The sequence below is a fragment of the Sphaerospermopsis sp. LEGE 08334 genome (assembly GCF_015207205.1).
In the GTDB taxonomy this organism is placed as follows: Bacteria; Cyanobacteriota; Cyanobacteriia; order Cyanobacteriales; family Nostocaceae; genus Sphaerospermopsis.
Genome location: NZ_JADEXH010000062.1, coordinates 1 through 25,351, shown reverse-complemented (window position 1 = coordinate 25,351; position 25,351 = coordinate 1). Strand labels below are relative to the sequence as shown.

Below are 25,351 nucleotides of genomic sequence, written 5' to 3'. Positions count from 1 at the left end.
ACCCCAACCCTCCCCGCAAGCGAGGAGGGGGAAAGAGGAGGTTTTAGTTTGTGTTGTTCCCCGTGAGGAGTTACCGAAAATTAACCTTACTCAATATGTACAGAATGAGGACAATAGTTATACTATACCCTGGTCGCGGTTTTCTGATCATGCTTGGAGTTTAGAACCTCCTGCGGTGGATGAGTTAATGCAGAAAATTCAACGGGTAGGTATTGCGTTAAAAGATTTTGCTGGGGTTAAACCATATCGGGGAATAATGACAGGTTTTAATGAGGCATTTTTCATAGATGATGCGACTAAGAAAAAGTTGATTTTAGATGATCCAAAATGTGCGGAAATTATTAAACCAATATTGAGAGGTCAGGATATTAAAAGATGGTGTCCTGAATGGGATAATTTATGGATTATTTTTGTAAAATGGGATTGTAATATCAATAATTATCCTTCTGTTTTGTCTTGGTTAGAAGAACATAGAAAAGGTTTAGAACTTCGTCCAGAAGTTAAACAAGGAAGATTTCCTTGGTATGCACTCAGTCGTTATGGTTCAGGTTATTCTCATTTGTTTGAACAACCAAAGATTATATATCAAGTTATTCAAACTTTCCCGCTTTATGCTTTTGATAATTCTGGAGTTTTGGGAAATGATAAAACTTTCATACTACCCACTCAAGATTTATTTATTTTAGCTGTTCTTAATTCTCCTTTGCTTTGGTGGTATGGTCAACGAATTTTTACAAAAATGTTGTCTGACTCTATTAGTCCGATGGGATATTTATTTGAAACTCTTCCCATTGCACAACCCACAGCAGAAATACGCGCAGCAGTAGAAGAAATAGTCACTCGTTTAATAGAAATAACCAAACTCAACGGACAAGTTTATAAAGATGTTCTTGACTGGTTGCAAGTAGAATATAAAATTGAAAAACTGGGAAATAAATTAGCATATTTTGCAACTTTAGAATTTGCGGAATTTGTGGAAGAAGTCAGAAAAAGAATGCCCAAACCAAAGACAGCTAAAAAAGCATCTGATCCTTTAAGTGTACCAGCTTTTACAGCCTTACGTCAAGCACATAATGATTATGTTCCCGAAATTCAAAACCGGAAAAATGAAGCGGTGAAATTAGAACAGCGACTTGCAGATTTAGTGAATCAAACTTATCAGTTAACACCCGCAGAAATTGACTTAATGTGGAAAACAGCACCTCCAAGAATGCCGATTTTTTAGATAGTCTGAATCAGGATATCCAGGATTAAAGGATTTACAGGATGTGGTTTTGATTATTTAATTTTTTGGAGGAGTTGATGATTTTAATTGTCTGAATCAGGATTTCCAGGATTAAAGGATTTACAGGATGTGGTTTTGATTATTTAATTTTTTGGAGGAGTTGATGATTTTAATTGTCTGAATCAGGATTTCCAGGATGTGGTTTTGATTATTTAATTTTTTTGGAGGAGTTGTTTTTTAAAATTGTCTGAATCAGGATTTACAGGATGTGGTTTTGATTATTTAATTTTTTTGGAGGAGTTGTTTTTTAAAATTGTCTGAATCAGGATTTCCAGGATTAAAGGATTTACAGGATGTGGTTTTGATTATTTAATTTTTTGGAGGAGTTGTTTTTTAAAATTGTCTGAATTAATTTCTGTTGGAAATTTTAAAAAAATAATGTAAATATCCTTAAATTTAGTCAATTCAGATAGAAATCAACATAATCTGATGATGAAAAACTGGTAATTTTTCTGGTTATTAATCCTGAAAATACTATAATCCTGGAAATCCTGATTCAGACAAAATAAATCCTGAAAATACTATAATCCTGGAAATCCTGATTCAGACAAATAAATGTTATAATCAAAAAATTACAACTTGATGCTGTATCAAAAATATGATTATTGCACAAGAACGAGAAATACAGGAAAACATCTCCCAAGATGTAATATTTCCCCCGTTTCCTCACGTCAACCCAACCTACCTATTGATTTTTCGATAACGTTATCGTTTTTCTGATATAATCAAAAACTCGACTCCTTTAACATAGAATTTGATGTATGAGCAAGGGAACTCTGTTTGACAAAGTTTGGGACATCCACACCGTTGGTACACTTCCATCGGGACTAACGCAGCTATTCATCGGACTCCACCTTATCCATGAAGTTACCAGTCCTCAAGCCTTTGCTATGCTCAAAGAGAGGGGTTTAAAAGTTTTATTCCCACAGCGCACAGTTGCTACAGTGGATCACATTGTTCCTACGGATAACCAAGCGCGTCCATTTTTGGATAGCATGGCGGAAGAGATGATCCAGGCTTTAGAAAAAAGCTGTCAAGAAAATGACATCACTTTTTATAACATCGGTTCAGGTAATCAAGGTATAGTTCATGTTATTGCCCCTGAGTTGGGACTAACGCAACCGGGAATGACTATTGCTTGTGGAGATAGTCACACATCTAGTCATGGTGCATTTGGGGCGATCGCCTTTGGAATAGGTACAAGTCAAGTCCGCGACGTTCTCGCTTCCCAAAGCCTAGCATTATCAAAACTCAAAGTTAGAAAAATCGAAGTTAACGGGACGCTAAAGCCCGGAGTTTACGCTAAAGATGTAATTTTACACATTATCCGTACATTAGGCGTTAAAGGTGGTGTAGGTTACGCTTACGAATATGCAGGGACCACCTTTGAACAGATGAGTATGGAAGAACGGATGACCGTTTGTAACATGGCCATCGAAGGTGGTGCAAGATGCGGTTATGTCAACCCTGATCAAATTACTTACGAATATCTGAAAAATAGAGACTTCGCCCCTCAAGGTATAGACTGGGAAAAAGCAGTTACTTGGTGGGAATCTCTGCGGAGTGATGCCGATGCCGAATATGATGATGTAGTAGTATTTAATGCTGAAGACATACCCCCGACAGTCACCTGGGGAATAACACCAGGTCAAGGAATAGGCGTTGATCAAAAAGTCCCCGCAGCAGCAGACTTGCCAGAAGAAGACCGCTTTGTTGCAGAAGAAGCTTATCGCTACATGGACCTTTACCCCGGTCAACCCATCCAAGGGACAAAAATTGATGTTTGCTTTATTGGTAGTTGTACCAACGGACGTATCAGCGACTTGAGAGAAGCGGCGAAAATAGCCCAAGGTCGTCAAGTTGCAGCAGGTGTAAAAGCCTTTGTCGTACCCGGTTCAGAACGAGTCAAGAAAGAAGCGGAAGCGGAAGGACTGGATAAAATCTTTGTTGAAGCCGGCTTTGAGTGGCGTGAACCAGGTTGTTCCATGTGTTTAGCCATGAACCCCGACAAACTGCAAGGAAGACAGATCAGCGCCTCATCGTCTAACCGCAACTTTAAAGGTAGACAAGGATCAGCATCCGGTCGCACCCTGCTGATGAGTCCCGCAATGGTAGCAACAGCCGCTATTAAGGGTGAGGTTGCTGATGTCAGAGAACTGCTTTAGGTGACAGGTGACAGGTGACAGATGACAGTTAAGAGTCGTTATCAATTATCAATTGTCAATTATCAATTACTAATTACCAATGGTCAGTGAAGTAAAACAAGTATTCAGTACCGCCGTTCCTCTTATTGGCGACGACATAGACACCGACAGAATTATACCCGCCCGCTACTTAAAAGCCATCACCTTTGATGGTTTAGGAGAAGGCGCATTTATCGACGATAGAACAGCTTTAAATGGTCAACATCCTTTCGACCTTCCCCAATACCAAGGAGCGAAAGTATTAATTGTTAACCGCAATTTTGGTTGTGGTTCATCCAGAGAACACGCACCCCAAGCATTAGCTAAATGGGGTATCAAAGCTATCATTGGTGAAAGTTTTGCGGAAATTTTCTTTGGTAACTGTGTGGCAATGGGTATACCTTGTGTTACAGCCGAACCGAATATAGTTAAGCAATTGCAAGAATTAGTTACAGCTAATCCCCAAGCACTTATTACCATAGATGTAGAAAATTTGCAAGTACAAATCAATGATTTAACTTTCTCGGTTTTTATGGGTGAGGGAACTAAAACCGCTTTTGTTTCTGGTACTTGGGATGCTTGCGGACAGTTGGTAGCAAATGCAGAAAAGGTAAAAACAACAGCAGGAAAATTACCTTATATTGGTTGGGGTAAGTTAGCAGCTAGTTAGGTGACTGGGGACTGGGGACAGGTGACTGGGAATAAATATTTACCTTCTGAACTCCTATTACCTATTCCCTATTCCCTATTACCTATTACCTATTTAATATATGAATTACTGGTTAATGAAGTCTGAACCTTCTGTTTATAGTATTTTTGATTTACAAACCCAAAAACAAACTATTTGGGATGGGGTGAGAAATTATCAAGCGCGGAATTTTTTAAAGCAAATGCAAGTAGGAGATTTGGCTTTTTTCTATCATTCTAATGCTGAACCTCCAGGTATTTTTGGTTTGATGAAAATAGTGCAAACTGGTATTGCTGATCCAACTCAATTTGACTCTAATAGTAAATATTATGATGCTAAGTCTACTCCTGAATCTCCCCGTTGGTTAACGGTAAAGGTGGAATTTGTAGAGCTATTTTCTCAGCCTATTTTTCTATCTACTCTTAAAGAACAATTTACTGATGATGAATTATTAGTAGTTAAAAAAGGTAATCGTTTATCAGTAATTTATGTAGGAGAATCTGTAGCAAAAAATATTTTAGCCATGAATAATTAATTATGCAAAAAATAGTTTATAATTAAAGCACAACTAAATTCTTGTTAAGAAATTAGACCTTATACGGACAAAATTTTTAGGCAATATATAGGCATATAGGAAATATATTTTATGCTCAACGGACCACTACATGAACAACCCCGCAACCAAAGAGCTACAGTAATTCGTACCAGTAATGAATTTATACTGCTGGAATGGTTAAAATCAACTGGTCGTCTAATAGCACGTGAACATATAGAATCTGACCTGACCAGTGACGTTGAAGAAGAAATTTCCGAGATTATCGACCTCGACGATCTGGCTTATGATAATGATGATGATACAGGTTTAGATTTGGAAGACTAGGTTTGTCATAAAATCACGCAAAGATACCAATCAACTTATTTGAGTCTTTGCGTCTACCCTGGGGATATCCTGACAGAAATTGCGTAAGCTTTTAATCTTTTTTTAATCTTTAATCAACTGCTGCAAAGCTGCAAATAAATCCTTTGTTAAATCACTCACACCTTTTCTAGCAGCTTGTTTATTTCCCTGACATTTTTCCCATCTTTCTGTTACTGAAATCGGTTCACCGACAGTAATCATCGCTTGTTTTAAACCTAAACGTGGTCTTCCTGGTAAAGTCGAATCTTTAATTCTCGACAACATATCAAACATTAATAAAGCTGTTTCTGCAAATCTATCAGCGGTTGGTTTTTCTTGAATATAATTAGCTGTCATCGCTACAAAACTTTCAGCTATTCTCATGTGTTGCATTCGCAAATCTGCTTCTTCAGCTATCCAGTCAGCCAGACCACGTTTAAAATGTGGTAAACTATTAATATCCTCGATATCATCACGATAAATATAATTCCAACCGGCTTCTTCTAACCGCCGACATCTATCAATAAAATTACCTTGTACCGTCACATTAAAATATTCTTCAGCTACCTGTAAAGCTGTATCCATTAAATTTCTTAACCTAGCAATTAATACCTGATTAGAGTTGGCTGTTTCCTCACATATAATTATTGGTAAATCTCGATGATAGAAACGACGATAAAAGTCTTCCATTTCCGTAATTAAATATTCTGCTAAACGGATAATTCGCTGATGTAAAATTTCTTCCCTATTCTTGCCAGTGTAACTAATTTCCGCCACTGGTAAACCACTATCAGCTTCTAATTTTGATATTAGCCATTCGATTTTTTCCCAAGGTGGGTTAACATAACTATATTTAATAGCAATGGGAATAATATAAACTGTTTCTGGACGGTGAGCTTTTTGTAAATCTTCCACACACCAAAAACCCATCTGTGCTACACCAGGTTCTAAAGGACTGACAATACCACTATGACCATTTGTACCACCTTCAGGAGCGATCGCAATAGGCATTTCTGCATTTACAAATAAATTTCGCACCATTTGAATCGCATTTCTATCTACTTTTCTTCCCCTACGAACAGGTACACCACCACAGCGAGAAAATAACCATCCTAACCAATTTCCCGCCCATAAAGTCATGCCTCTTTCATACATAAAATGACTATGAACAGGATATTTTAAATCAATGCCTTTTTCCCGCGCAACCCTGGGAACAATGCGAGAGAGCAGATACAGCATTGTTAAAGGATCTTCAACTTCTGGATGACGAAAAGCAATTAAAAATCTAATTTTACCCTCTTGAAATTCATGATATAATTTAGCTAACACTTCCGCATTTTTAGCTTCTATTTTCACAATACCAGCAGGTAGCCAAGGTCTAGTTCTCACCCGTAAAATAAAAGGGAGAAAAAAAGACATCACCTTGAGTACCAAAGGTTGAAAATTTGGGGGAATAAATTTTAAGGGTGGTTGGGTGGAATGAATAGACTTAGGCAAGTTTTTCTCCTGTAATGTGACAAAACAATGTGATAAATTATTGCCAATGGTAATTTATCCAAGGTATTAAATAAACAAACCGCAAAGTACGCAAAGTACACAAAGGGAAGAGGATGGAAAAGGGTCTTTTTATCCATGTTATGATTTTAGCAAAGTTTCGATGCTCACCAATTATCTCAATAGAAAGGGAGTATCGCACCTACACTAATTTTATGTAAATATTATACAAATATACAAATACAGCATATTGCAGATCAATAAGAGACAGCATCTTAATTAAAACATAGACAGCAATAAAGTTTTATTCCTGACTCCTGACTCCTGCTATATGTAAAACTACAAAAAATCAAACTCCTGTAATTATCTGCGTTTATCTGCGTTCATCTGCGTTCCCTAAAAACTCAAAAATATGCACACAAACCCAGAACAAAAACAATTTGCACCCGCAACCCAACGCAACCGCGAACCCATATTAGAGGTACTTCAACAAATCTTACCCCCATCAGGAACTATCCTAGAAATAGCTAGTGGTACAGGAGAACACGCGGTATTTTTTGCACCCCCTCTAGCACCGCGAAAATGGCTACCTTCTGACCCAAACCCCCTGTTAAGAGACAGTATCACAGCTTGGATAGCAGAATGTAAAAGTGATAATCTTTACCCACCTTTAGATATAGATGCACAGTTACCCGTTTGGACAGTTGAGAAAGAAACATTTACAGACTCGCCAATTGTCGCTATAGTCAATATTAATATGATTCACATTTCTCCTTGGTCAGCTTGTTTAGGACTCATGTCCGGGGCTGGACGAATTTTACCACCTGGTGGTATCCTTTATTTATACGGACCCTATAAACAAAACGGTCAACATACCGCACCCAGTAACGCTGCTTTTGATGAGTCTTTGCGATCGCAAAACCCAGTTTGGGGAGTGCGTAATTTAGAAGATGTGGTAGCAGCAGCAAAAGCCGAAAATATGACATTGCAAAAAATTTACCAAATGCCAGCCAATAATTTATCAGTTGTATTTAAACGTAATTAAAATAAATGGAGGTTAGCGGACTCGAACCGCTGACATCCTGCTTGCAAAGCAGGCGCTCTACCAACTGAGCTAAACCCCCATCCAAAGCTTTCAGTAATCAGCTTTTTTTTCGCTAATGCCTGACTGCTATTTTAAACTTAAAGTAAATAATATCCTATTATTCTTTTTTTGTAAACAGATGAACCAAAAAAATAACCAAGATAATAACCAAGAAAATATTATAGTTGTAGCTGCGCTGTATAAATTTGTCAGCTTACCTGATTATCAAGAACTGCAAGCACCGTTGTTATCATTTTGTCAGCAACACCAGATTAAAGGCACAATTTTACTAGCAAAAGAAGGCATTAACGGGACTATAGCAGGTTCTCGTTCTGGAATTGATAAGGTTTTGGGGTTTCTCCGTAGTGATGCGCGGTTAGCCGACTTAGAACACAAAGAATCTTACACCGACACACCACCATTTGAAAAGATGAAAGTGCGGTTGAAACGGGAAATTGTTACTTTAGGAATACCGGAAGTTGATCCTAATGAAAAGGTAGGAACGTATGTAGAACCAAAGAAATGGAATGATTTAATTTCCGATCCAGAAGTAACAGTAATTGATACCCGTAATGATTATGAAGTCAGTATTGGGACATTTAAAAGAGCAGAAAACCCGCAAACTGAGATTTTCAGAGAATTTCCTGAATATGTGAGTAAAAATCTAGACCCAAGCAAACATAAAAAAGTTGCTTTATTCTGTACTGGTGGGATTAGATGCGAAAAGGCATCGTCCTATATGCTATCACAAGGCTTTGAAGAAGTTTATCATCTCAAAGGCGGTATTCTGAAATATTTAGAAGAAGTCCCAACCGAAGAAAGTTTGTGGGAAGGGGAATGTTTTGTCTTTGATGAACGGGTTGCAGTGCGTCATGGGTTGGAAGAGGGAAGTTATGAGTTATGCTTCTGTTGCGGTCATCCAATTTCCGAGGCTGATAAAACTTCACCTAAGTATGAGGAAGGTATTTCTTGTCCCCACTGTTTTGATAGTTTAACGAAGGAAAAAAGAGCGAGACAACAGGAGAAGTGGAAGCAATATAAGTTACAGGTGACAGGTGACAGGTGACAGGTGACAGTTATCTAAGTCCAGATATCACACAGAGTCGCAGAGATAAAACCTCTTTCCTTTGCGTACTTTGCGTACTTTGCGGTTCGTTATTCATAAATTTTTTAAATCTCAAAAATCCAAAAATTTTTCAACTCCCTTTTTTTCGCAATAATAAGCCTGTATTCTCAATATTATTGATATTATTATCAATAATTTTACGAAGATCGGTTATTTCAGCCATTGATATTGACATACTCTTTTTTTCTGGTATGATGTATATATAGTCCAAGGGATTCATATATTAAGTTTCAGTTATCTTGGATGTGAGTATTTTGTCAGATAATGTAATTTTTGTTCCGTTCACTGCAATTTTTCCCTCCTGAGTGAGTTTATAAAAAGCGCGAGAAAGGGTTTCAGGAACAGTACCTAATAAAGCAGCTAGTTGGGTTTTGGGTAAGTCTAATTCTACAACATTAATATTACCGTTTTTCTGACTTAATTTTAATAAATAATTGGTTAATCTTTCTGGGACTTCCTGAAAAGAAAGAGCGTTAACTAAGTGGGTTAAATGTCTGAGATGTCTTGCAAAAGTTCCCAGCATTGATATTGCTAAAGTGGGATGTTGTTGTAAAACCATGAAAAATGAAGTTCGGGGAATAAATATAACTTCAGAAAATTCTATTGCTGCTGCGGATGCGGGAAAATGTCCACCATCAAAAGCGGGAACTTCTGCAAAATATTCTAAGGTTTCAAAGATGTGTAATATTTGTTCTTTTCCGTTATTTGCTACTTTAAATACTTTGATTTTACCAGATTTGATAATAAAAAATCCTGTTGCTGTGTCTCCTTCCCAAAATAGGGTTTCGTTTTTTTTGTAAGTTTGGAGAATGGCAATATTAGCAACTGCTTGGAGTTGTTCGTCAATGATGTTTTGAAATATTGGTGTTGTGTGGAGAAAGTTTTTAACTTGTAATACTTTTTCGGTGAGAGTCATAAAGAGAATATCTGTATCAGGATGTCCATGATTTAAGGATGTACAGGATGAAATAGGGATTTAATATCTAAGAATATCTAAGTTTTGTGAAAGCACAAGTAGGGGAAATTAACAAAAAAATTCAGGAAGAAATAACTCTTGTTTGCACATTAATATCAACATTCAGCTTTTTCCTTAAAACATTAAAAATTGCAGTTAGATTATCCATTGTTGGATTACCTTTTGCAGATAACATTCGATGAAGACTCTTACTCGGTTTAGAAGTTTCAATTGCTAACTGTTCAAAACCTACGGTTGCATTAACAATATCTCTTAAAATTAGTCTTGCTGTTTCCGGTTCACCATTGAGGAAAAGAGAGATAGCTTCATCAAATAAAGCTATGACAAACTCAGGATCTTTTTGGAATCTTGCATTAACAGTTTCTTTAAAGTCTCTAGTAAGTGTCATAATAACTATCTCTTATCTCCTGTCTCGTTTTCCGCGTCTTGCATTTTCCTAACTTCTTTTTTTCGCCTTTTGTACTCTTGGTACAATTCCTTAGCACGATTAATATCAGATTGCTGATTTTTCTTTGTACCTCCACCAAATAATATTATCAGTTGCTTACCATCCTGAGTTAAATAAATCCGATATCCTGGACCCCAATCAATCCTATATTCACCTATGCCATCAAACCATTTAACATTTGATGTATTTCCTAACTGCAAACGAGACTTAGCAACTGTCACTTTTGCAGCAGCTTTGGCATCTAAGCTATCAAACCATTCTTGGTAAGGGCTTGAACCATCTTCTTGAATATATTCTTGAACTTTGATAATAGACATAAAACTATGGTAATTTATATGTTACTATAAGTCAAGAAGTTCTATTGTAAATAAATTTAATTACAACTCTGTCACTTTGGATAACCTTATACTTGAAAAAACTTTACCAAACTTTACCAAGATACTTGACTTAAATCAAGGATATCCCCAATCGCAATGACTACACTGTAAGCATCAAGAGTTGAGGAACGAATTATGTTCTGTAACCAATGTGAACTACTATCAGAAACCTATCATCTGCAACTGATCACCACACCAGAACAAGATTTAGCAGCGTGTCTTGGTTAAACCTAGAAAAATTAGCCCCTCTTAAAAAGGGGGTTAGGGTGATATTTGATATTACCAATTACCTATTCTATTTTCATCCCAAACTTCCAACTTCAACTCTTGCAAATAAATTAACCCATTTGCAATTTGTGATTTAGTCCCCTGTAAATCCAAATCAAACCAACCATCACTAATAGCATCCTGACCTAAAAAAGCAGCCTTAATATTCACAGTTAACCCGTACTCAGAAACAAGCCGAGAAATAACAGGTTCTTGATGATACTCCTTAGTAATTCTCATCCTAATTCTTTGACTTGTCAACAGATTTTTATCACTCATAAAAACCCCCAAAAAATAAAACCATCACCATAAATAAATCTAACGTACTTACCAACTAACAACACTCACCCAAAATCCCTCTCAAACCTCTTCCCTTCGTGTCCTTCGTGTCTTCGTGGTTCGTTCAAAAAAAACTTAATATTTAACGAACCGCAAAGAACGCAAAGAGCGCAAAGTAAGAATTATTCCACATCCTGAATACGGATTATATTTTACCCACTCACCAATCACCAATCACCAATCACCAATCACCAATTATTCCACATCCTTAATACGAGTTTTCCTCTCCAAAACTTCCTTGATAACCAAAGTTACCACCGCCAAAAATGCCAACAAAACCGCCGCCGAAAAAGCCGCTTCCGTTTCATATTGTTTATAGGCATCTTCCACAAACAAAGGTAAACTTTGAGTTTTCCCAGCAATATTACCAGACACCACAGAAACCGCCCCAAATTCACCCATAGCCCTAGCATTGGTTAAAATTAAACCATAGAGTAAACCCCAACGAATACTCGGTAAAGTCACACGCCAGAAAGTTTGCCATTCATTAGCACCTAAAGTTTTTGCTGCTTCTTCCTGATCTTTTCCGAACTCCTCCAAAACCGGAATCACTTCCCTCGCAACAAAAGGCATACTAACAAAAGCCGTCGCTAACACCATTCCTGGAAAAGCAAAGATAATTTGAATATCAGCAGATTGTAAAAAACCACCAAACCAACCTTGTCTACCATAGAGTAAAACAATCATCAAACCTGCCACCACTGGAGAGATAGAAAAAGGCAGATCAATAATACTTAAAACAATAGCACGACCAGGGAATTTGTGACGTGCGATCGCCCAAGCAGCACACAAACCAAAAACAGTATTAATTGGTATAGAAATCACCGCTAATAAAAAAGTTAACCAAGCAGCATGGAGAAAATCTATTCTGGTTAGGTTCTCAAAAAATGGTCCTATTCCCTTTTTAAAAGCTTGGTAAAACACATTAAGAGTTGGGATATACTGCACTAAAAATAAATAACCAACCGCTATCCCAATTAAAACCCCCGGAACCCAACTTTGCTTTTTTTGATGTTGTGCTTTTTGCTTTGGTTTACCTGCTGTCATATCTTCTTGCCCAAGCTTGTAATAAATTAATTGCTAAGAGTAAAACTAGAGAAATTGCCAATAAAACAACCCCTATCACCGTGGCACCTGAATAATCATATTGTTCCAAACGTTGGAAAATTAACACTGGTGCAATTAAATCTTGAAACGGTGTATTAGAAGCAATAATTACCGTCGAACCATACTCACCCACCGCACGGGAAAAACCCAAAGCAATACCAGTTAAAATTGTCGGAAATAAAGGCGGTAAAATTACTTTTGTAAAAGTTTTCCACTGAGAAGCGCCCAAACTCCAAGCTACTTCTTCAAGTTCCTTTTCCATCTCTTGCAATACAGGTTGTACAGTCCTCACCACAAATGGCAAAGATATATATATCATTGCCACACCTACACCAAGGCGAGTAAAAGAAACTTTAATACCTAAAGGTGACAGTAAAGAACCTATCCAACCATTATCACTATACACAGTTGCTAAAGTTAAACCTGCTACTGATGTCGGCAAAGCAAACGGTAAATCTACGGTAGCATCAAAAATTCGCTTTAAAGGGAAATCGTACCTTACCAATACCCAAGCAATTAATGTACCAAATATACCATTAACAGCAGCAGCCAAAAATGAAGTTACAAAAGTTACATTATAAGTTGCCAATGCTAATTCACTGGTAGCAATTTCCCAAAACTTTGCAGGTGGTTCTGTACTAGCTTTGAAAAACATAGCCGCAACGGGTAGAAACAACATGAAAGCTAGGTATAAAATTGTAATTCGCCAAGTCCAAGGTAGACGAATTACTTTATCTAAAAACACCTTGCCAATGAAGGGTTTTCTCTCCCTCTTACCACTTGTAGATACTGCCATAAATGATGCAAAATTCCCAATTAAAAATTCCCACAAAATGAGATTAAACTGATAACTGAAACTAACTAATTACTGCTTATTTTTAGCTTGTTGAATTTGATCAAAAATAGCCCCATCAGCAAAGAATTTTTGCTGTACAGCATCCCAACCACCTAATTCTTGAACTGTACTCAAACTTTTCACTGGAGGATATTTTTCAGAAAATTCTTTGCTTTTAGCTACCGTCTCATCCACAGGTCGAAAACCAACTTTAGCAAATTCCTGTTGTGCTTCTGGGGTAAATAAATATTTGACAAATGCTTCTGCTACTTCACGAGTACCATGTTTATCAACATTTTTATCTACAACAGCCACAGGATTATCAATGGAAATATTCACATCAGGGATAGTGTAGTTGACCTTCAAACCTTTTTGCTGCGCCAAAATGATTTCATTTTCATAATTAATTAAAGCATCTCCTTGACCTTGTTTAAAAAAGGCATCTGTAGCTTCACGTGCATCTTTAGTCAAAACAGGCACATTTTTGTAAACAGTAGTCACAAATTCAACAGCTTTTGCTTCATCTCCACTTTTAATGGCTGAATTCCACAAAGCTAAGAAATTCCACCGTGCTACCCCTGAAGTTTTCGGATCAGCAGTAATCAGTCTAACACCATTTTTTGCTAAATCTGCCCAAGTTTTAATACCTTTGGGGTTGCCTTCACGAGTCACCAATGCAGCTACAGATGATGAAACAATACCATTATTGGGAACTTCTGTTTCCCATCCTGGTTGAATTAAACCTGCTTTCTCAATTTTTTGGGTATCCAATGCCAACGCTAAGTGAGTAATATCTGCTGGTAAACCATCAACAACAGCGCGAGTCTGAGAACCAGAACCACCATAGCTTTCCTTGAATGTAACCGTTTGGTTATGCTCTTGTTGCCATTTTTCGACAAATTTAGGAATTATGGCTTTATACGCATCTCTGGTTACAGCAAAAGATACCAAAGTTAATTCTACATTTTTTGGTTTTGTACTAGCCGAATTACCTGGAGTAGAACCACCCTCATTTGTCCCAGAGCAAGCTGCAACCGCTACAGCTAAGAGCATACCCACCAAGGACAGAGACATAAACCGTCTGAGTGAATGTACCCTAAATAAAAGTCTTAATTGCTTTCCTGCTTTTTGCCACCAACTCATTTGTTTTCCTTTGAATCTACAGTTAACCGATAGAGTTACAGTATTTTTTGGAGATAATAATAGATAATCGCAGATATGGGTAATAAACGCAAGAGTAAAACAGCACTTTTTCGATAGAGAATATGGGGATTGTAGCAGATTCCTGTGACATCTCTCTTTGATCACATTTAAATATTTGCATATAAGAGAATTATTTATAACTTTAGTTTATACAATGTTTACAAATTTATTACATAAATAAATACACCTATTTACCGATAGATTTTTTGTATTTTACGTCTTGATTTTCCCAATTGCATCTGATAAGCTCTGTTTTTATAAGCAATTACATTATTCCTATCGAATTACCGTAGTTTATTTAAGGACGAAGGAAAAATCTCCAATGACATACAATTTTGAGAAAGCAGCAAAATTTTTGCCCGTAAAAACTGCATCAACCGTAGTTTTAGCAATTACTTTTAGTACAAATACGTTATTGCCCGTATTTGCCGGGACTACAACTCAAAAGACCCTAATTAGTCAACAGAGCAAAAAAGTAGAAATTACCTTGGTGACTTACGCAGTAACAAAAGCTGCTTACAGCAAAATCATTCCGCAGTTTGTAGCCAAATGGAAACGGGAAAAAGGTCAGGATGTGGTCATTCGAGAAAGCTATGGTGGTTCTGGTTCTCAAACTCGCGCAGTCATTGATGGTTTACCAGCCGATGTAGTAGCATTAGCACTAGGACTAGACACAAAAAAAATTGAAAAAGCAGGTTTAATCAATCCAGGTTGGGAAAAAGAAGCACCCAACAACTCAATAATTACCCGTTCCGTAGTAGCATTAGAAACCCGTCCTGGAAATCCCAAAGGTATCAAAACTTGGAACGACCTCACCAAACCAGGGGTAAAAATAGTCACAGCAAATCCTAAAACTTCTGGTGGTGCAAGGTGGAATTTTTTGGCCTTGTGGGGTGCAATAACACAAAACGGAGGCAACGAAAACCAAGCATTAAACTTTGTGCAACAAGTATTTAGAAATGTAGTAGTATTACCCAAAGATGCCAGAGAATCAAGTGACGCTTTTTTCAAAAAAAATCAAGGTGATGTACTAATCAACTATGAGAACGAAGTAATTTTAGCAGCACAACAAGGAAAAACAGATACATCCTATGTAGTACCTTCAACGAATATTTCCATTGAAGGACCTGTAGCAGTAGTTGATAAAAATGTAGATAAACGCGGTACTCGTGAAGTATCAGAAGCATTTGTCAAGTTTTTATTTACACCAGAAGCCCAGAGAGAATTTGCCAAAGTTGGTTTTAGACCAGTTAACCCAACTGTAACCAAAGAAGTACAAAATAAATTTCCCAGAATCAGCAAACTTTATACAGTCGATAGTTTAGGTGGTTGGGATGCTGTGCAGAAGAAATTTTTTGATGATGGTGCTATTTTTGACAAAATTCAATCTAGAAGGCGTTAACGAAGGGAGAGGGCAGGAGTTCAGAAGAATAAAGAACTAATTGTCCTCCCCCACACTCTACACCCTACACTGTAAATTAAAAAAATCCCTCCCAATATTCCCATAATTTTGATACCCTAGCTTAAACAGATTTGAGAAAAGTGAAAGAGTGGAAATTCAACTTGGGCGGGGAAAAATGGCTCGCCGAGCCTACGGCATTGACGAAATAGCTTTAGTCCCCGGTAACAGAACATTAGATCCGAGTCTGGCGGACACAAAGTGGAAAATTGGTAATATTGAACGAGAAATACCCATTATTGCTAGTGCAATGGATGGTGTAGTAGATGTTGGTATGGCGGTGCGTCTATCCCAGTTAGGAGCTTTAGGAGTTCTTAACCTAGAGGGTATTCAAACGCGATATGATGACCCAAATCCGATATTAGATCGCATTGCTTCAGTGGGCAAAGATGAATTTGTGGGACTGATGCAAGAACTTTATGCTGAACCGATCAAGCCCGAACTCATTGAAAAACGTATTCAGGAAATTAAACAACAAGGCGGTATTGCGGCAGTTAGTGCAACACCAGTAGGAGCAAGCAAATATGGTGAAGTAGTAGCTAAAGCTGGGGCTGATTTATTTTTTATCCAAGCTACAGTAGTTTCTACAGATCACCTTTCTCCAGAGTCTATTAAACCTTTAGACTTAGCAGAGTTTTGCCAGTCTATGCCCATTCCCGTAGTTTTGGGTAACTGCGTTACTTATGAAGTCACCTTGCATTTAATGAAAGCAGGTGCATCCGCAGTGTTAGTAGGAATTGGACCCGGTGCAGCTTGTACATCCCGTGGAGTTTTAGGTGTGGGTATACCCCAAGCCACAGCAGTTGCCGACTGTGCCGCTGCCAGAGATGACTTTTATCAAGAAACCGGCAAATATATACCTGTCATTGCCGATGGTGGTTTAATCACCGGTGGCGACATTTGTAAATGTATTGCTTGCGGTGCTGATGGCGTAATGATTGGTTCACCCTTTGCTAGAGCCGCAGAGGCCCCAGGACGGGGTTATCATTGGGGTATGGCAACTCCTAGCCCAGTGCTGCCCCGTGGTACTCGTATTCGTGTAGGTACAACTGGAACTCTAGAACAAATACTCAGAGGTCCAGCAGCATTAGATGATGGTACTCACAACCTGCTAGGCGCATTAAAAACCAGCATGGGTACATTAGGAGCAAAAGACCTCAAAGAAATGCAGCAAGTTGAAGTAGTTATTGCTCCTTCCTTGTTAACAGAAGGCAAAGTGTACCAAAAAGCCCAACAGTTGGGCATGGGTAAATAAATAGGTGATAGGTGATAGGTGATTGGTGATTGGTGATTGGGAAGAATAATATGTTACTTCCTATTCCCTGTTCCCTATTCCCTGTTCCCTATTCCCTATTCCCTGTTCCCTGTTCCCTGTTCCCTCCAAGAAAAATTTTTTCCCAGCAAACCTAAACAATCACTGGAAAAATCCCAACTGTAGCCTACAATAGAAATAGCGGAGACAAATGTTTCCGTTCACTCCTCACACCACACTCCGCCCGGACTACTGTTCGGGCGGTTCCTTATAATTATCCATAAATTCCATAGCTTCTTTGCAAATGTACATCCTTCACTCCCAAGCTGATGTTTTTGCTATGGTAGAATTTTCACTAAACTCATAAATATAATAGGCAAAGGTTTTTAGGAATGTCAGCAGCAGCACAAGTTACAGATTCTAGTTTTAAGCAGGAAGTGCTAGATAGCGAAGTACCCGTTTTAGTTGACTTCTGGGCTCCCTGGTGCGGTCCTTGTCGCATGGTAGCTCCTGTTGTCGAGGAAATCGCCAGTCAGTATGAAGGTCAAGTCAAAGTAGTCAAAGTTAACACTGATGAAAATCCTCAAGTTGCCAGTCAGTATGGCATCCGCAGCATTCCCACATTAATGATTTTCAAAGGTGGACAAAAAGTGGATATGGTAGTTGGTGCTGTGCCTAAAACTACATTATCTCAAACTTTGGAAAAGCATCTTTAAACCTAAAGTGGCTACAAATTTTATTCATTTGTCTGCTTTTAGGTGAATATTTGTTAATTTGTTTCAGAGGCGCAAAGTTTGCGTCTCTAGAACACTTTATACACAACAAGCCAGAAAATTTGCAATTGATGATTTTTCGGGAAACCGGAAAAATCTTGACCCTATGACCACCTAAATTCTACAAACCCCTTTTGGGGAAATGTTTCCGCTTGCGGCAGCGTAGGTAGTTCACATAAAATATAATGCCATTGTTGTGGCAGTTCTCATGACCTCTAAAGAGTCCTTTGAAATACTAGAGTCTCTCCAAGCTGATATTGCTGAATTAATAGATCGTTTACCGACTTTAAAACATCGGCAATTTATCCAGCAAGCACTTGCTACCATAGTTCGTTTAGCTGATAGTGAAATTGATCGTCTGGATTGGAAGATACTATCTGCGGCTTTAGCAGATATGGAAAGAGGCTTCCAACTCTTTTATGATTATCGACACACTCGCAAAGTTACTATCTTTGGTTCTGCTCGTTTAGCACCACAAACCCCTGATTACCAAATGGCAGTTCAATTTGCTCGCGCTGTATCTCAACTAGGATTTATGGTGATGACAGGTGGTGGTGGTGGGATCATGCAAGCTGGTCAAGAAGGTGCAGGAAGAGACAATTCTTTTGGTTTAAATATTCAGTTACCTTTTGAGCAACAGGCTAACCCTTTTATTGAAGGTGATCCTAAGCTCATTCACTTTAAATATTTCTTTACCCGCAAACTCTTTTTGCTCAAAGAAAGCGATGCTGTGGCTTTGTTTCCCGGTGGGTTTGGCACTCAAGATGAAGCTTTTGAATGTATGACACTTAGCCAAACAGGTAAATTTGGTCCTGTACCTGTGGTTCTTATCGATCCTCCCGGTGGTGATTATTGGCACTCTTGGAGTAAATATATTGATGAGCAATTGGTGGCAAAAGGTCTTGTCAGTCCAGAAGATCCTAGTCTGTACACAGTTACAGATAATCTAGATATTGCTTGCAATGCCATCACCCGTTTTTACCAAGTTTATCACTCTAGTCGCTACGTAGGTGATCAGTTGGTGATTCGTCTCAGACACGAGTTATCCAATGAATTGGTGGAACAATTAAATGCTAACTTTAGTGACATTCTTGTCCAAGGCAGAATTGAAAAAAGTCAGGTATTACCTCAAGAGGGTCAAGATGAAACATCGGATTTACCCCGCCTTATTTTATACTTCAATCAAAGAGATTTAGGGCGTTTATATCAGATGATTGCAGCGATTAACCAATTAGGTATTCCTACCCCAGAGGAAACAGCCCATCCAGAAAGAAAGTAGGTTGGTGATTGGTGATTGGTGATTGGTGATTAGCTAAAAATAACTAATAACTAATAACTAATGATTAATAGACCTCTCCGAAAATGAATGTAGAGACGTTCCGGCGGAACGTCTAAAGGTTTCAAGCCACGCACATTTAATTACCGGAGATGTTTAATGACTAATGACTAATGATTGAGTTTTCCTGGTGGCAAGTTTTCCAGATAGTAAGAAGTGGAATTAAAAGGCATAATATGCCAACACTGCAAACAATTATTAGATATCTGAACAAAGATAGAGGAATTAAATATGCTGGAATTATTAGGTTCAGGTTTGGTTTCACTTTGGCTCGATATGGCTGGAGTTAAAATCCAACCTGTAAATGCTTTAGAAGCATTGGTTTGGCAAAGTAGTCCTGGCTTTGTCATTGCCCCTGATCCTAACCCAGCCGGAGCTATGACAGTACAGGAATATCTCAAGGAGTTGATGACTTCCAAGCTGGTTACGGAAAATCTGATCAAGCAACAGGGAGTTTGGTTGCAGTCGGGTCCGATGTTAATGGCTAATCACCAAGGTACAATTCCTCTACCGGCAGCATCTTTAACTAAGGTGGCCACTTCATTAGCAACTTTTAAAAGTTTGGGACCAAACCATCAATTTGAAACTTTGGTTAGTGCTACAGGTCCTATTGTCAATGGGGTAGTAAATGGTGATTTGGTGATTAATGCTGGTGGTGATCCGATGTTTGTTGGAGAGGAGGCGATCGCTGTTGGTAATGCTCTCAATAAAATCGGTATTAAGCAAGTCAAGGGAAATTTGGTAATTACTGGCAATTTTGCCATGAATTTCTATACTAATCCTACCGCAGCCGGTCAATTACTCAAACAAGCTTTAAATCACAAAAGTTGGAATCGTTCTGTGATTTACCAATATTCCCGAATGCCCAAGGGAACACCTAAGCCCCAAGTGGTAATTAATGGTACGGTGCTGGTGACAGCACAGCCTAACCCTAAACAAACTTTACTGGTACGTCATCTCTCTTTACCCCTACATCAACTCATTAAAGAGATGAATGTTTACAGTAATAATGATATAGCTGAGATGTTAGCTCAATCAGTGGGAGGGGCAAATGTAGTTAAATCTACTGCTGCTCAACTGGCTATGGTTCCACAGTCAGAAATTCAATTAATTAATGGTTCTGGTTTAGGAAGAGAAAATAAGATTTCTCCTAGAGCCGTCTGTGCTATGTTTATGGCACTTCAACGGGAAGCATCCGCCCATAATTTGACCTTAGCTGATTTGTTCCCTACCTCTGGCTTTGATAATCGTGGGACAATGCAGTTTAGAAGTATGCCATCGGCCACTGTGATGAAAACTGGAACTCTCAGTGATGTTAGTGCTTTAGCAGGAGTTGTACCCACACGCGATCGCGGTTTAGTCTGGTTTGCTATTATCAATCGAGGTTACAATGTACCCAGCTTTCGGACTGAACAAGACCAACTGTTACAACATCTGGTGAAGCAATTACAAGTATATACTGGTGTTCCCTCAGCCCTTACACCCCACTCTCCAAAAAATTCTTTACCCCCATTAGGCTCACCCAGCCGCAATGAAATTTTGTATAGAGGTTAGTCATTGGGCATTGGGCATTGGGCATTGGTAAAAATCTTTTCTTCCCCAGTCCACAGTCCCCAGTCTTCACAAGGGTAGGTATTTTACATTGTCGTGAGGGCAAGACTTGGAGGACAAGGAAGGACAGTGGACAAGGGAGGAAACCCGTGCAAATAATGTACAATTGGTCACAAAAACCGACGCTCAACAGACCATTTTTTGTATAAAATCTTCCTTGTCTACAATACCTCCTTGTCTTCCAGGTCCTGCCTTAACAGATAATATTAAAAACCTACCCCTGTGAGAGTCCCCAGTCCCCAATTTAATACTGGGGAATAATTTCCGTAACGACTCTATTCCCAGAACCACCACCTTTAACAACAATGTTTTCTGTTGATAGATTTCCGACTGCTGTTGCACCTTGAAAATTTAATGGTGGTTCAACTTGACGGTAAACTACATTTCCCTGTGCTTCTAATAATTTTTTCTCTAAATACCAAGTGAGTTTATTTGATTTTAAAGACTGATTACGTTGCCCTACTGCATTCACATTGCCTGTTAAATAAACAGTTTTTTGTGGTATTTTCATTTCGGCTTTATTACCAGTAACAGTGACATTTTCAGCTTGATGAACAACACTCACAGGGGCATTTGCTTTGACAATTTCTTCATTTATATTCCATGTCATCGAATTACTAATGATTTGCATAGGTGGTTCTAGCAAGTTTAATTGGGCTTTGGGTTCAAGAGTGGCAACTTTGGTTTTCAAGTTAACTTGAGCACCATTTCCTCTACCACGTCCAGTTATTTGATTATTTTCATACCGGTCAATTTCGATGGGGCGATCGCCAATTAATTTTTCTTCTTTAAGAAGCCAAACTAACCGCTCAGTTCGCATTTGTAATTGCGGATCACCTGATGTAGCAACGACTTTTCCCGAAAATTCTATTCGCTGTTCACGGGTTTTTACTCTTGCTTCCTGTGCTGTGGCTTTTAATTGTTTATGATTACCATTAAATTGATTACGAACAATCAATAAATCTTCTTCAGGTCGCCATTCTAATTCATTACCTTGTAATACTACTCCATTACGCGGATCTGTAGCTCTAATTTTCCCTTTGAGTAACAGTTGTTTACCATCTTGCTTAATATCGGCGGTTTCGGCTTTAATGGTGTAAACTACTTTGCCATCTTGATAAAGTTCACCTTGGGGATTTTGGGCTTCACCAATTTCTGTTTCTTTGGTATACTTGGCTTGTTGAGCTTGGACTTTCCAAATAGGTCTACCTTCTTCATCAAACTGCTCTAAAGCTACACCGAAAAAAGTTAACTTACTATCTTGATTTTGGTTAGCTGAACTGTCCGGTTCTGGTTTTGTAGGAGATGGATTTCCGCAAGAATATAAGCCAAGTAACAATAATAAAATCCAAGACAAATAAGAGAAATTTCTCAGCATTTGTAAAATATAAGAATACAAGCGGGGGGAGTTGGATTTACTTCCCCTCTGAAGTTGTGAACATTCTCTCCGCTGATTCCCGCTTTGTGGATTTTGCATTATTCTGGAATTTCTAAATGTCCTTCACTATCTCTAGGATCGTCCAAGAACCCCATACTAGATAATGGTCTATAGGGATAACCAGGACGGGGTGTTTTTTGGATATCTTCCTTGATAGCTTCTAAATCAATATAGCGATCGCTCACATTAATTAAGCTATCACTGGTCATTGACCTTAAACTCACCACTTCAACCCTAACACCACGATAGCTGACAGAATTTACAGCATAAGCCAAATCGCCATCACCACTCACTAAAACTGCGGTATCATAGGAATCGACTAACGCCATCATATCCACAGCTATTTCCACGTCTAGGTTAGCTTTTTTTGAGCCATCCGGTAACTGCACTAAATCCTTAGCAATGACTCGATAACCATTGCGACGCATCCACAACAAAAATCCCTGCTGCTTCTCATTTGTGCGGTCTACACCAGTATAGAAAAAAGCCCGCAATAGTCTAGAACCTCCAGTTAATCGACACAAAAGCTTAGTATAATCAATTTCGATTCCTAACTGTAAAGCCGCATAAAATAAATTCGACCCATCAATAAATATAGCCACCCGACCCCGATTCTCTAAAACCTGTTCCGGCGAAAAAATCGAGTCATTTTCCAAATTATTCAACATCATTGTCATACCTCGGTTGTTATCCATGTTATTGCCGATAGAAATCATTAACTTTTACACTCTTGCTAGATTGGCTTATGATAAATTCCGGGGCCAACAAACAAAGTAGGCCCCCGATTCGGTTTTTACACTCAATCAAAAATGGAAAGTGTTAATTGTTTTTTGGTAGTTCTATCCGTTTAAAAATTGGTTGAGGTGTACCCAACTGTTGTTTATCTGATAGTACGCCCCATGTTGCATGGGTAGTAAAAGGCGCAACCATTGAACTTTCTTTTTGATTGTTAAAATTGATTCCCCAGCCTAGTTGTTGATAAATATCGCTGCTAATGTTGGGAATAATTGGGGAGAGGAGATAAGCTGCTAGTCTCACTGATTCGAGAACCGTATACAGCACTGCTTCCACTTCTTCTTGCTTGCCCTGTTTATATAATGTCCAAGGAGCTTGTTCATCAATAAACTTATTGCTGGCTTGAACTAATGACAAAACAGCGTGGCAAGCTTCATTGAAAGCTAAGTTTGTATAAGCTTGTTTCACCTGTTCCCCTAGCCCCAAACCAATCGCTTTTAAAGCATTCTCAGCGGGAATAACTTCTGGAGCGATCGCAGGAACTTTACCAGCGCAGTATTTTTTCACCATGTTCAAAGTACGATTTAACAAATTACCTAAATCATTTGCCAAATCTGCATTTAGAACATTGATGAACCTAATTTCATTAAAATCTCCATCCTTGCCAAATTCGATTTCCTTAAGGAAGTAATAACGAACTGCATCACTACCATAACCTTGAACTAAAGCTACAGGATCAAGGGTATTACCCAGAGTTTTCCCCATTTTTTGACCATCTTTAGTCAAAAATCCATGTCCAAATACTCGCTCAGGCAAAGGTAAACCAGCTGACATCAGCATTGCTGGCCAGTACACTGCATGAAACCGCAATATATCTTTACCAATTAAGTGCAGATTGATCGGCCACCATTTTTCTAAAGCATTCGCTAAAGTTGGTTCTGCATCTGGTTCTAATAATGCGGTTACATAACCCAGCAGAGCATCAAACCACACATAAAGGGTATGTTTAGGATCTACAGGTACAGGAAAACCCCAATCAAGATTTACCCGCGAAATGGAAAAATCCTGTAAACCTTGACTGACAAAACTGAGGACTTCATTACGGCGACTGGCAGGTTGAATAAAATCTGGCCTAGACTGGTAAAATTCCTCTAGCTGGGTTTGATACTTGGATAAACGGAAAAAGTAATTTTGCTCGTCTCGCCACTCTACTTCTTTGGTAGTATGAATAGGGCAACGTTTACCGTCTAACAAATCACGTTCTTCTTTAAATTCTTCGCAGGATACACAGTACCAGCCTTGTTGTTGTCCTTGATAAATGTCGCCATTTTCCCAAACTCTTTGGAAAAATTCTTTAACAATTGCCTGGTGATTTAAAGCGGTAGTGCGACTAAAGCGATCATATTGAATATTCAGCACCTGCCACAAGTTGATGAAACTGGGTACAATTTGATCACAAAATTCCTGTGGTGGTTTTTCTAAACTTGCTGCTGACCTTTGAATTTTTTGCCCATGTTCATCTGTACCCGTAATCAGCAGTACCTGATTTCCTAACAAGCGTTGAAATCTGGCTACTACATCTGCTGCCATTGTAGTGTACGCACTACCAATATGGGGAACATCGTTTACATAGTAGAGAGGTGTAGTCAGGGCAAAGGTTTTTGAAGTTTTATTCTCTAGATTCATAGGAATTAAAAAACAAATTATTAAACAGTTTTGTTGGTTAGTTGCTGCTGTAAAGCCAGGTAATTATATAATATTGCCACTATTTTTTCAAACAATAACTTAATATTAGCAAATATATCACCTCAATCATTGTTTTGCCATATTTAGAACTTCTACTCATTGCTCCTCAAATTACGGTAAATAGTTGTTATTAATCATGTTGTCAACTGTTTATTCCTCTATTTTGATTATCCATTCAACAAACCAAAACTCAAAAAAGCAAGCGAAATCTCTAATTTAGACATTTCTCCGTGATAGTGCCGCTTAGTTTGAACCATAGATGCCAAGAGCTATAGTAAAGAAATGTAAAATTTACATCAAGAAAAAATGCGATTTTTTTCACAAAAGATACAGTAATTAATGGGATAATTTATTGGTGCTGGGAACTGACTGGTTAAGGAAATTTTAGTGTTTAGTGTGGAGATTGTTGAGATTGTAGTCAGTGAAATAAAATCTCAATACAATCTAAAATCTAAAATTGAATCACCAATTAACAATTACCTAGCTTGAGTGAGTTTGTGAAGGATCGGTTAAGCGATTTCACTTATTTATATATAATTCATTCAAACTTCACTAAAATCTGTAATCATAGTTTCAGACTCGACTAATTTTTATCTAGAAAAGCTGATTTTAGTTATTAGTTATTAGTCATTAGTCATTGGTCATTGGTATTGGGTTATTCATCCTCCCAGTCCCCAGTCCCTAGTCACCC

Annotated in this window: 22 protein-coding genes, 1 tRNA gene and 1 pseudogene; 12 read left to right on the top strand and 12 right to left on the bottom strand. The window is 38.3% G+C overall.

All coding sequences use genetic code 11. The features are described 5' to 3' along the window. The 5 genes from IQ237_RS23840 to IQ237_RS23820 form a co-directional block, all read left to right on the top strand. On the top strand, window positions 1–1,225 hold a 1,225-nt coding region (locus tag IQ237_RS23840; RefSeq protein ID WP_304944946.1), incomplete at its 5' end, for a TaqI-like C-terminal specificity domain-containing protein. Between the two features lie 821 nt (window positions 1,226–2,046). Next, window positions 2,047–3,450 (top strand): 3-isopropylmalate dehydratase large subunit, encoded by a 1,404-nt coding sequence (leuC, locus tag IQ237_RS23835; RefSeq protein ID WP_194059605.1) that lies wholly within the window; start codon window positions 2,047–2,049, stop codon window positions 3,448–3,450. 79 nt (window positions 3,451–3,529) lie between these two features. Then, on the top strand, window positions 3,530–4,138 hold the full coding sequence (gene leuD, locus IQ237_RS23830; RefSeq protein ID WP_194059604.1) for a 3-isopropylmalate dehydratase small subunit: 609 nt from the start codon (window positions 3,530–3,532) through the stop codon (window positions 4,136–4,138). Window positions 4,139–4,238: 100 nt separating this feature from the next. Beyond that, entirely contained in the window at window positions 4,239–4,691 is a 453-nt protein-coding gene (locus IQ237_RS23825) for an EVE domain-containing protein (protein ID WP_194059602.1), read from the top strand. A gap of 111 nt (window positions 4,692–4,802) precedes the next feature. After that, window positions 4,803–5,036: a DUF3134 domain-containing protein gene (locus tag IQ237_RS23820; protein WP_096566699.1), complete on the top strand. Its 234-nt coding sequence runs from the start codon at window positions 4,803–4,805 to the stop codon at window positions 5,034–5,036. A 102-nt stretch (window positions 5,037–5,138) separates the two neighbouring features. Here IQ237_RS23820 and IQ237_RS23815 read toward each other — a convergent pair whose 3' ends face one another. Then, the gene (locus tag IQ237_RS23815) at window positions 5,139–6,551 is read right to left on the bottom strand and encodes a 1-acyl-sn-glycerol-3-phosphate acyltransferase (protein ID WP_194059600.1); all 1,413 of its coding nucleotides are present in this window, start codon (window positions 6,549–6,551) and stop codon (window positions 5,139–5,141) included. A gap of 409 nt (window positions 6,552–6,960) precedes the next feature. Between IQ237_RS23815 and IQ237_RS23810 the strand changes: the two genes are divergently transcribed. Further along, a complete protein-coding gene (locus IQ237_RS23810) occupies window positions 6,961–7,593 on the top strand; it encodes a class I SAM-dependent methyltransferase (protein ID WP_194059598.1) in 633 nt (210 codons plus the stop codon). A gap of 6 nt (window positions 7,594–7,599) precedes the next feature. Here the strand turns inward: IQ237_RS23810 and IQ237_RS23805 are convergent. Then, window positions 7,600–7,672 (bottom strand) — tRNA-Ala (locus IQ237_RS23805). 99 nt (window positions 7,673–7,771) lie between these two features. Here IQ237_RS23805 and IQ237_RS23800 point away from each other — a divergent pair. Next, window positions 7,772–8,698: a rhodanese-related sulfurtransferase gene (locus IQ237_RS23800; protein ID WP_194059596.1), complete on the top strand. Its 927-nt coding sequence runs from the start codon at window positions 7,772–7,774 to the stop codon at window positions 8,696–8,698. Window positions 8,699–8,981: 283 nt separating this feature from the next. Here the strand turns inward: IQ237_RS23800 and IQ237_RS23795 are convergent, their stop codons facing one another. The 7 genes from IQ237_RS23795 to IQ237_RS23765 all read right to left on the bottom strand — a co-directional run bounded on the left by IQ237_RS23795 (window position 8,982) and on the right by IQ237_RS23765 (window position 14,250). Continuing rightward, on the bottom strand, window positions 8,982–9,674 hold the full coding sequence (locus IQ237_RS23795; RefSeq protein WP_194059594.1) for a Crp/Fnr family transcriptional regulator: 693 nt from the start codon (window positions 9,672–9,674) through the stop codon (window positions 8,982–8,984). A 121-nt stretch (window positions 9,675–9,795) separates the two neighbouring features. After that, entirely contained in the window at window positions 9,796–10,122 is a 327-nt protein-coding gene (locus IQ237_RS23790; protein WP_194059592.1) for a DNA-binding protein, read from the bottom strand. Between the two features lie 5 nt (window positions 10,123–10,127). Beyond that, the gene (locus tag IQ237_RS23785; RefSeq protein ID WP_194059590.1) at window positions 10,128–10,499 is read right to left on the bottom strand and encodes a type II toxin-antitoxin system RelE/ParE family toxin; all 372 of its coding nucleotides are present in this window, start codon (window positions 10,497–10,499) and stop codon (window positions 10,128–10,130) included. A 339-nt stretch (window positions 10,500–10,838) separates the two neighbouring features. After that, a complete protein-coding gene (locus IQ237_RS23780) occupies window positions 10,839–11,105 on the bottom strand; it encodes an NIL domain-containing protein (RefSeq protein ID WP_194059588.1) in 267 nt (88 codons plus the stop codon). A gap of 255 nt (window positions 11,106–11,360) precedes the next feature. Next, window positions 11,361–12,212: a sulfate ABC transporter permease subunit CysW gene (cysW, locus tag IQ237_RS23775; RefSeq protein WP_194059586.1), complete on the bottom strand. Its 852-nt coding sequence runs from the start codon at window positions 12,210–12,212 to the stop codon at window positions 11,361–11,363. Further along, window positions 12,199–13,068, bottom strand: coding sequence for a sulfate ABC transporter permease subunit CysT (gene cysT / locus IQ237_RS23770; protein WP_194059584.1), 870 nt, complete (start codon window positions 13,066–13,068; stop codon window positions 12,199–12,201). The genes cysW and cysT overlap by 14 nt, the downstream gene beginning before the upstream one ends. Window positions 13,069–13,137: 69 nt before the next feature. After that, complete coding sequence (locus IQ237_RS23765; protein WP_194059582.1) at window positions 13,138–14,250, bottom strand: sulfate ABC transporter substrate-binding protein; 1,113 nt, start codon at window positions 14,248–14,250, stop codon at window positions 13,138–13,140. A gap of 382 nt (window positions 14,251–14,632) precedes the next feature. On the opposite strand from IQ237_RS23765, the gene IQ237_RS23760 reads away from it, so the two are divergent. The 5 genes and pseudogenes from IQ237_RS23760 (at window position 14,633) to IQ237_RS23740 (ending at window position 20,684) form a co-directional block, all read left to right on the top strand. Continuing rightward, the gene (locus IQ237_RS23760; protein ID WP_194059580.1) at window positions 14,633–15,712 is read left to right on the top strand and encodes a sulfate ABC transporter substrate-binding protein; all 1,080 of its coding nucleotides are present in this window, start codon (window positions 14,633–14,635) and stop codon (window positions 15,710–15,712) included. 148 nt (window positions 15,713–15,860) lie between these two features. Beyond that, window positions 15,861–17,024 carry a GuaB3 family IMP dehydrogenase-related protein gene (locus tag IQ237_RS23755; protein ID WP_194059578.1) on the top strand — a complete coding sequence of 388 codons (1,164 nt, stop codon included), beginning with the start codon at window positions 15,861–15,863 and terminating at the stop codon, window positions 17,022–17,024. A gap of 374 nt (window positions 17,025–17,398) precedes the next feature. Continuing rightward, window positions 17,399–17,737 (top strand): annotated as a pseudogene (gene trxA / locus IQ237_RS23750) (thioredoxin); the annotation flags it as partial. Window positions 17,738–18,002: 265 nt separating this feature from the next. Further along, the gene (locus tag IQ237_RS23745; RefSeq protein WP_194059576.1) at window positions 18,003–19,073 is read left to right on the top strand and encodes an LOG family protein; all 1,071 of its coding nucleotides are present in this window, start codon (window positions 18,003–18,005) and stop codon (window positions 19,071–19,073) included. Between the two features lie 288 nt (window positions 19,074–19,361). After that, complete coding sequence (locus IQ237_RS23740) at window positions 19,362–20,684, top strand: D-alanyl-D-alanine carboxypeptidase (RefSeq protein ID WP_194059574.1); 1,323 nt, start codon at window positions 19,362–19,364, stop codon at window positions 20,682–20,684. A 301-nt stretch (window positions 20,685–20,985) separates the two neighbouring features. Here the strand turns inward: IQ237_RS23740 and lptC are convergent, their stop codons facing one another. From lptC to metG, 3 genes are all read right to left on the bottom strand, one after another. Further along, window positions 20,986–22,218 (bottom strand): LPS export ABC transporter periplasmic protein LptC, encoded by a 1,233-nt coding sequence (gene lptC, locus IQ237_RS23735; RefSeq protein WP_194059572.1) that lies wholly within the window; start codon window positions 22,216–22,218, stop codon window positions 20,986–20,988. After that, complete coding sequence (locus tag IQ237_RS23730) at window positions 22,218–22,847, bottom strand: NYN domain-containing protein (protein WP_194059606.1); 630 nt, start codon at window positions 22,845–22,847, stop codon at window positions 22,218–22,220. Before IQ237_RS23730 ends, lptC begins: the two co-directional genes overlap by 1 nt. Window positions 22,848–22,998: 151 nt before the next feature. Beyond that, a complete protein-coding gene (gene metG, locus IQ237_RS23725; protein WP_194059570.1) occupies window positions 22,999–24,600 on the bottom strand; it encodes a methionine--tRNA ligase in 1,602 nt (533 codons plus the stop codon). Window positions 24,601–25,351 lie beyond the last annotated feature (751 nt).

Coding starts and splice junctions, on each gene's coding strand:
- leuC (WP_194059605.1), top strand. CDS start 2,047: ATGAGCAAGGGAACTCTGTTTGACAAAGTTTGGGACATCCACACCGTT.
- leuD (WP_194059604.1), top strand. CDS start 3,530: ATGGTCAGTGAAGTAAAACAAGTATTCAGTACCGCCGTTCCTCTTATT.
- IQ237_RS23825 (WP_194059602.1), top strand. CDS start 4,239: ATGAATTACTGGTTAATGAAGTCTGAACCTTCTGTTTATAGTATTTTT.
- IQ237_RS23820 (WP_096566699.1), top strand. CDS start 4,803: ATGCTCAACGGACCACTACATGAACAACCCCGCAACCAAAGAGCTACA.
- IQ237_RS23810 (WP_194059598.1), top strand. CDS start 6,961: ATGCACACAAACCCAGAACAAAAACAATTTGCACCCGCAACCCAACGC.
- IQ237_RS23800 (WP_194059596.1), top strand. CDS start 7,772: ATGAACCAAAAAAATAACCAAGATAATAACCAAGAAAATATTATAGTT.
- IQ237_RS23795 (WP_194059594.1), bottom strand. CDS start 9,674: ATGACTCTCACCGAAAAAGTATTACAAGTTAAAAACTTTCTCCACACA.
- IQ237_RS23790 (WP_194059592.1), bottom strand. CDS start 10,122: ATGACACTTACTAGAGACTTTAAAGAAACTGTTAATGCAAGATTCCAA.
- IQ237_RS23785 (WP_194059590.1), bottom strand. CDS start 10,499: ATGTCTATTATCAAAGTTCAAGAATATATTCAAGAAGATGGTTCAAGC.
- IQ237_RS23780 (WP_194059588.1), bottom strand. CDS start 11,105: ATGAGTGATAAAAATCTGTTGACAAGTCAAAGAATTAGGATGAGAATT.
- cysW (WP_194059586.1), bottom strand. CDS start 12,212: ATGACAGCAGGTAAACCAAAGCAAAAAGCACAACATCAAAAAAAGCAA.
- cysT (WP_194059584.1), bottom strand. CDS start 13,068: ATGGCAGTATCTACAAGTGGTAAGAGGGAGAGAAAACCCTTCATTGGC.
- IQ237_RS23765 (WP_194059582.1), bottom strand. CDS start 14,250: ATGAGTTGGTGGCAAAAAGCAGGAAAGCAATTAAGACTTTTATTTAGG.
- IQ237_RS23760 (WP_194059580.1), top strand. CDS start 14,633: ATGACATACAATTTTGAGAAAGCAGCAAAATTTTTGCCCGTAAAAACT.
- IQ237_RS23745 (WP_194059576.1), top strand. CDS start 18,003: ATGACCTCTAAAGAGTCCTTTGAAATACTAGAGTCTCTCCAAGCTGAT.
- IQ237_RS23740 (WP_194059574.1), top strand. CDS start 19,362: ATGCTGGAATTATTAGGTTCAGGTTTGGTTTCACTTTGGCTCGATATG.
- lptC (WP_194059572.1), bottom strand. CDS start 22,218: ATGCAAAATCCACAAAGCGGGAATCAGCGGAGAGAATGTTCACAACTT.
- IQ237_RS23730 (WP_194059606.1), bottom strand. CDS start 22,847: ATGTTGAATAATTTGGAAAATGACTCGATTTTTTCGCCGGAACAGGTT.
- metG (WP_194059570.1), bottom strand. CDS start 24,600: ATGAATCTAGAGAATAAAACTTCAAAAACCTTTGCCCTGACTACACCT.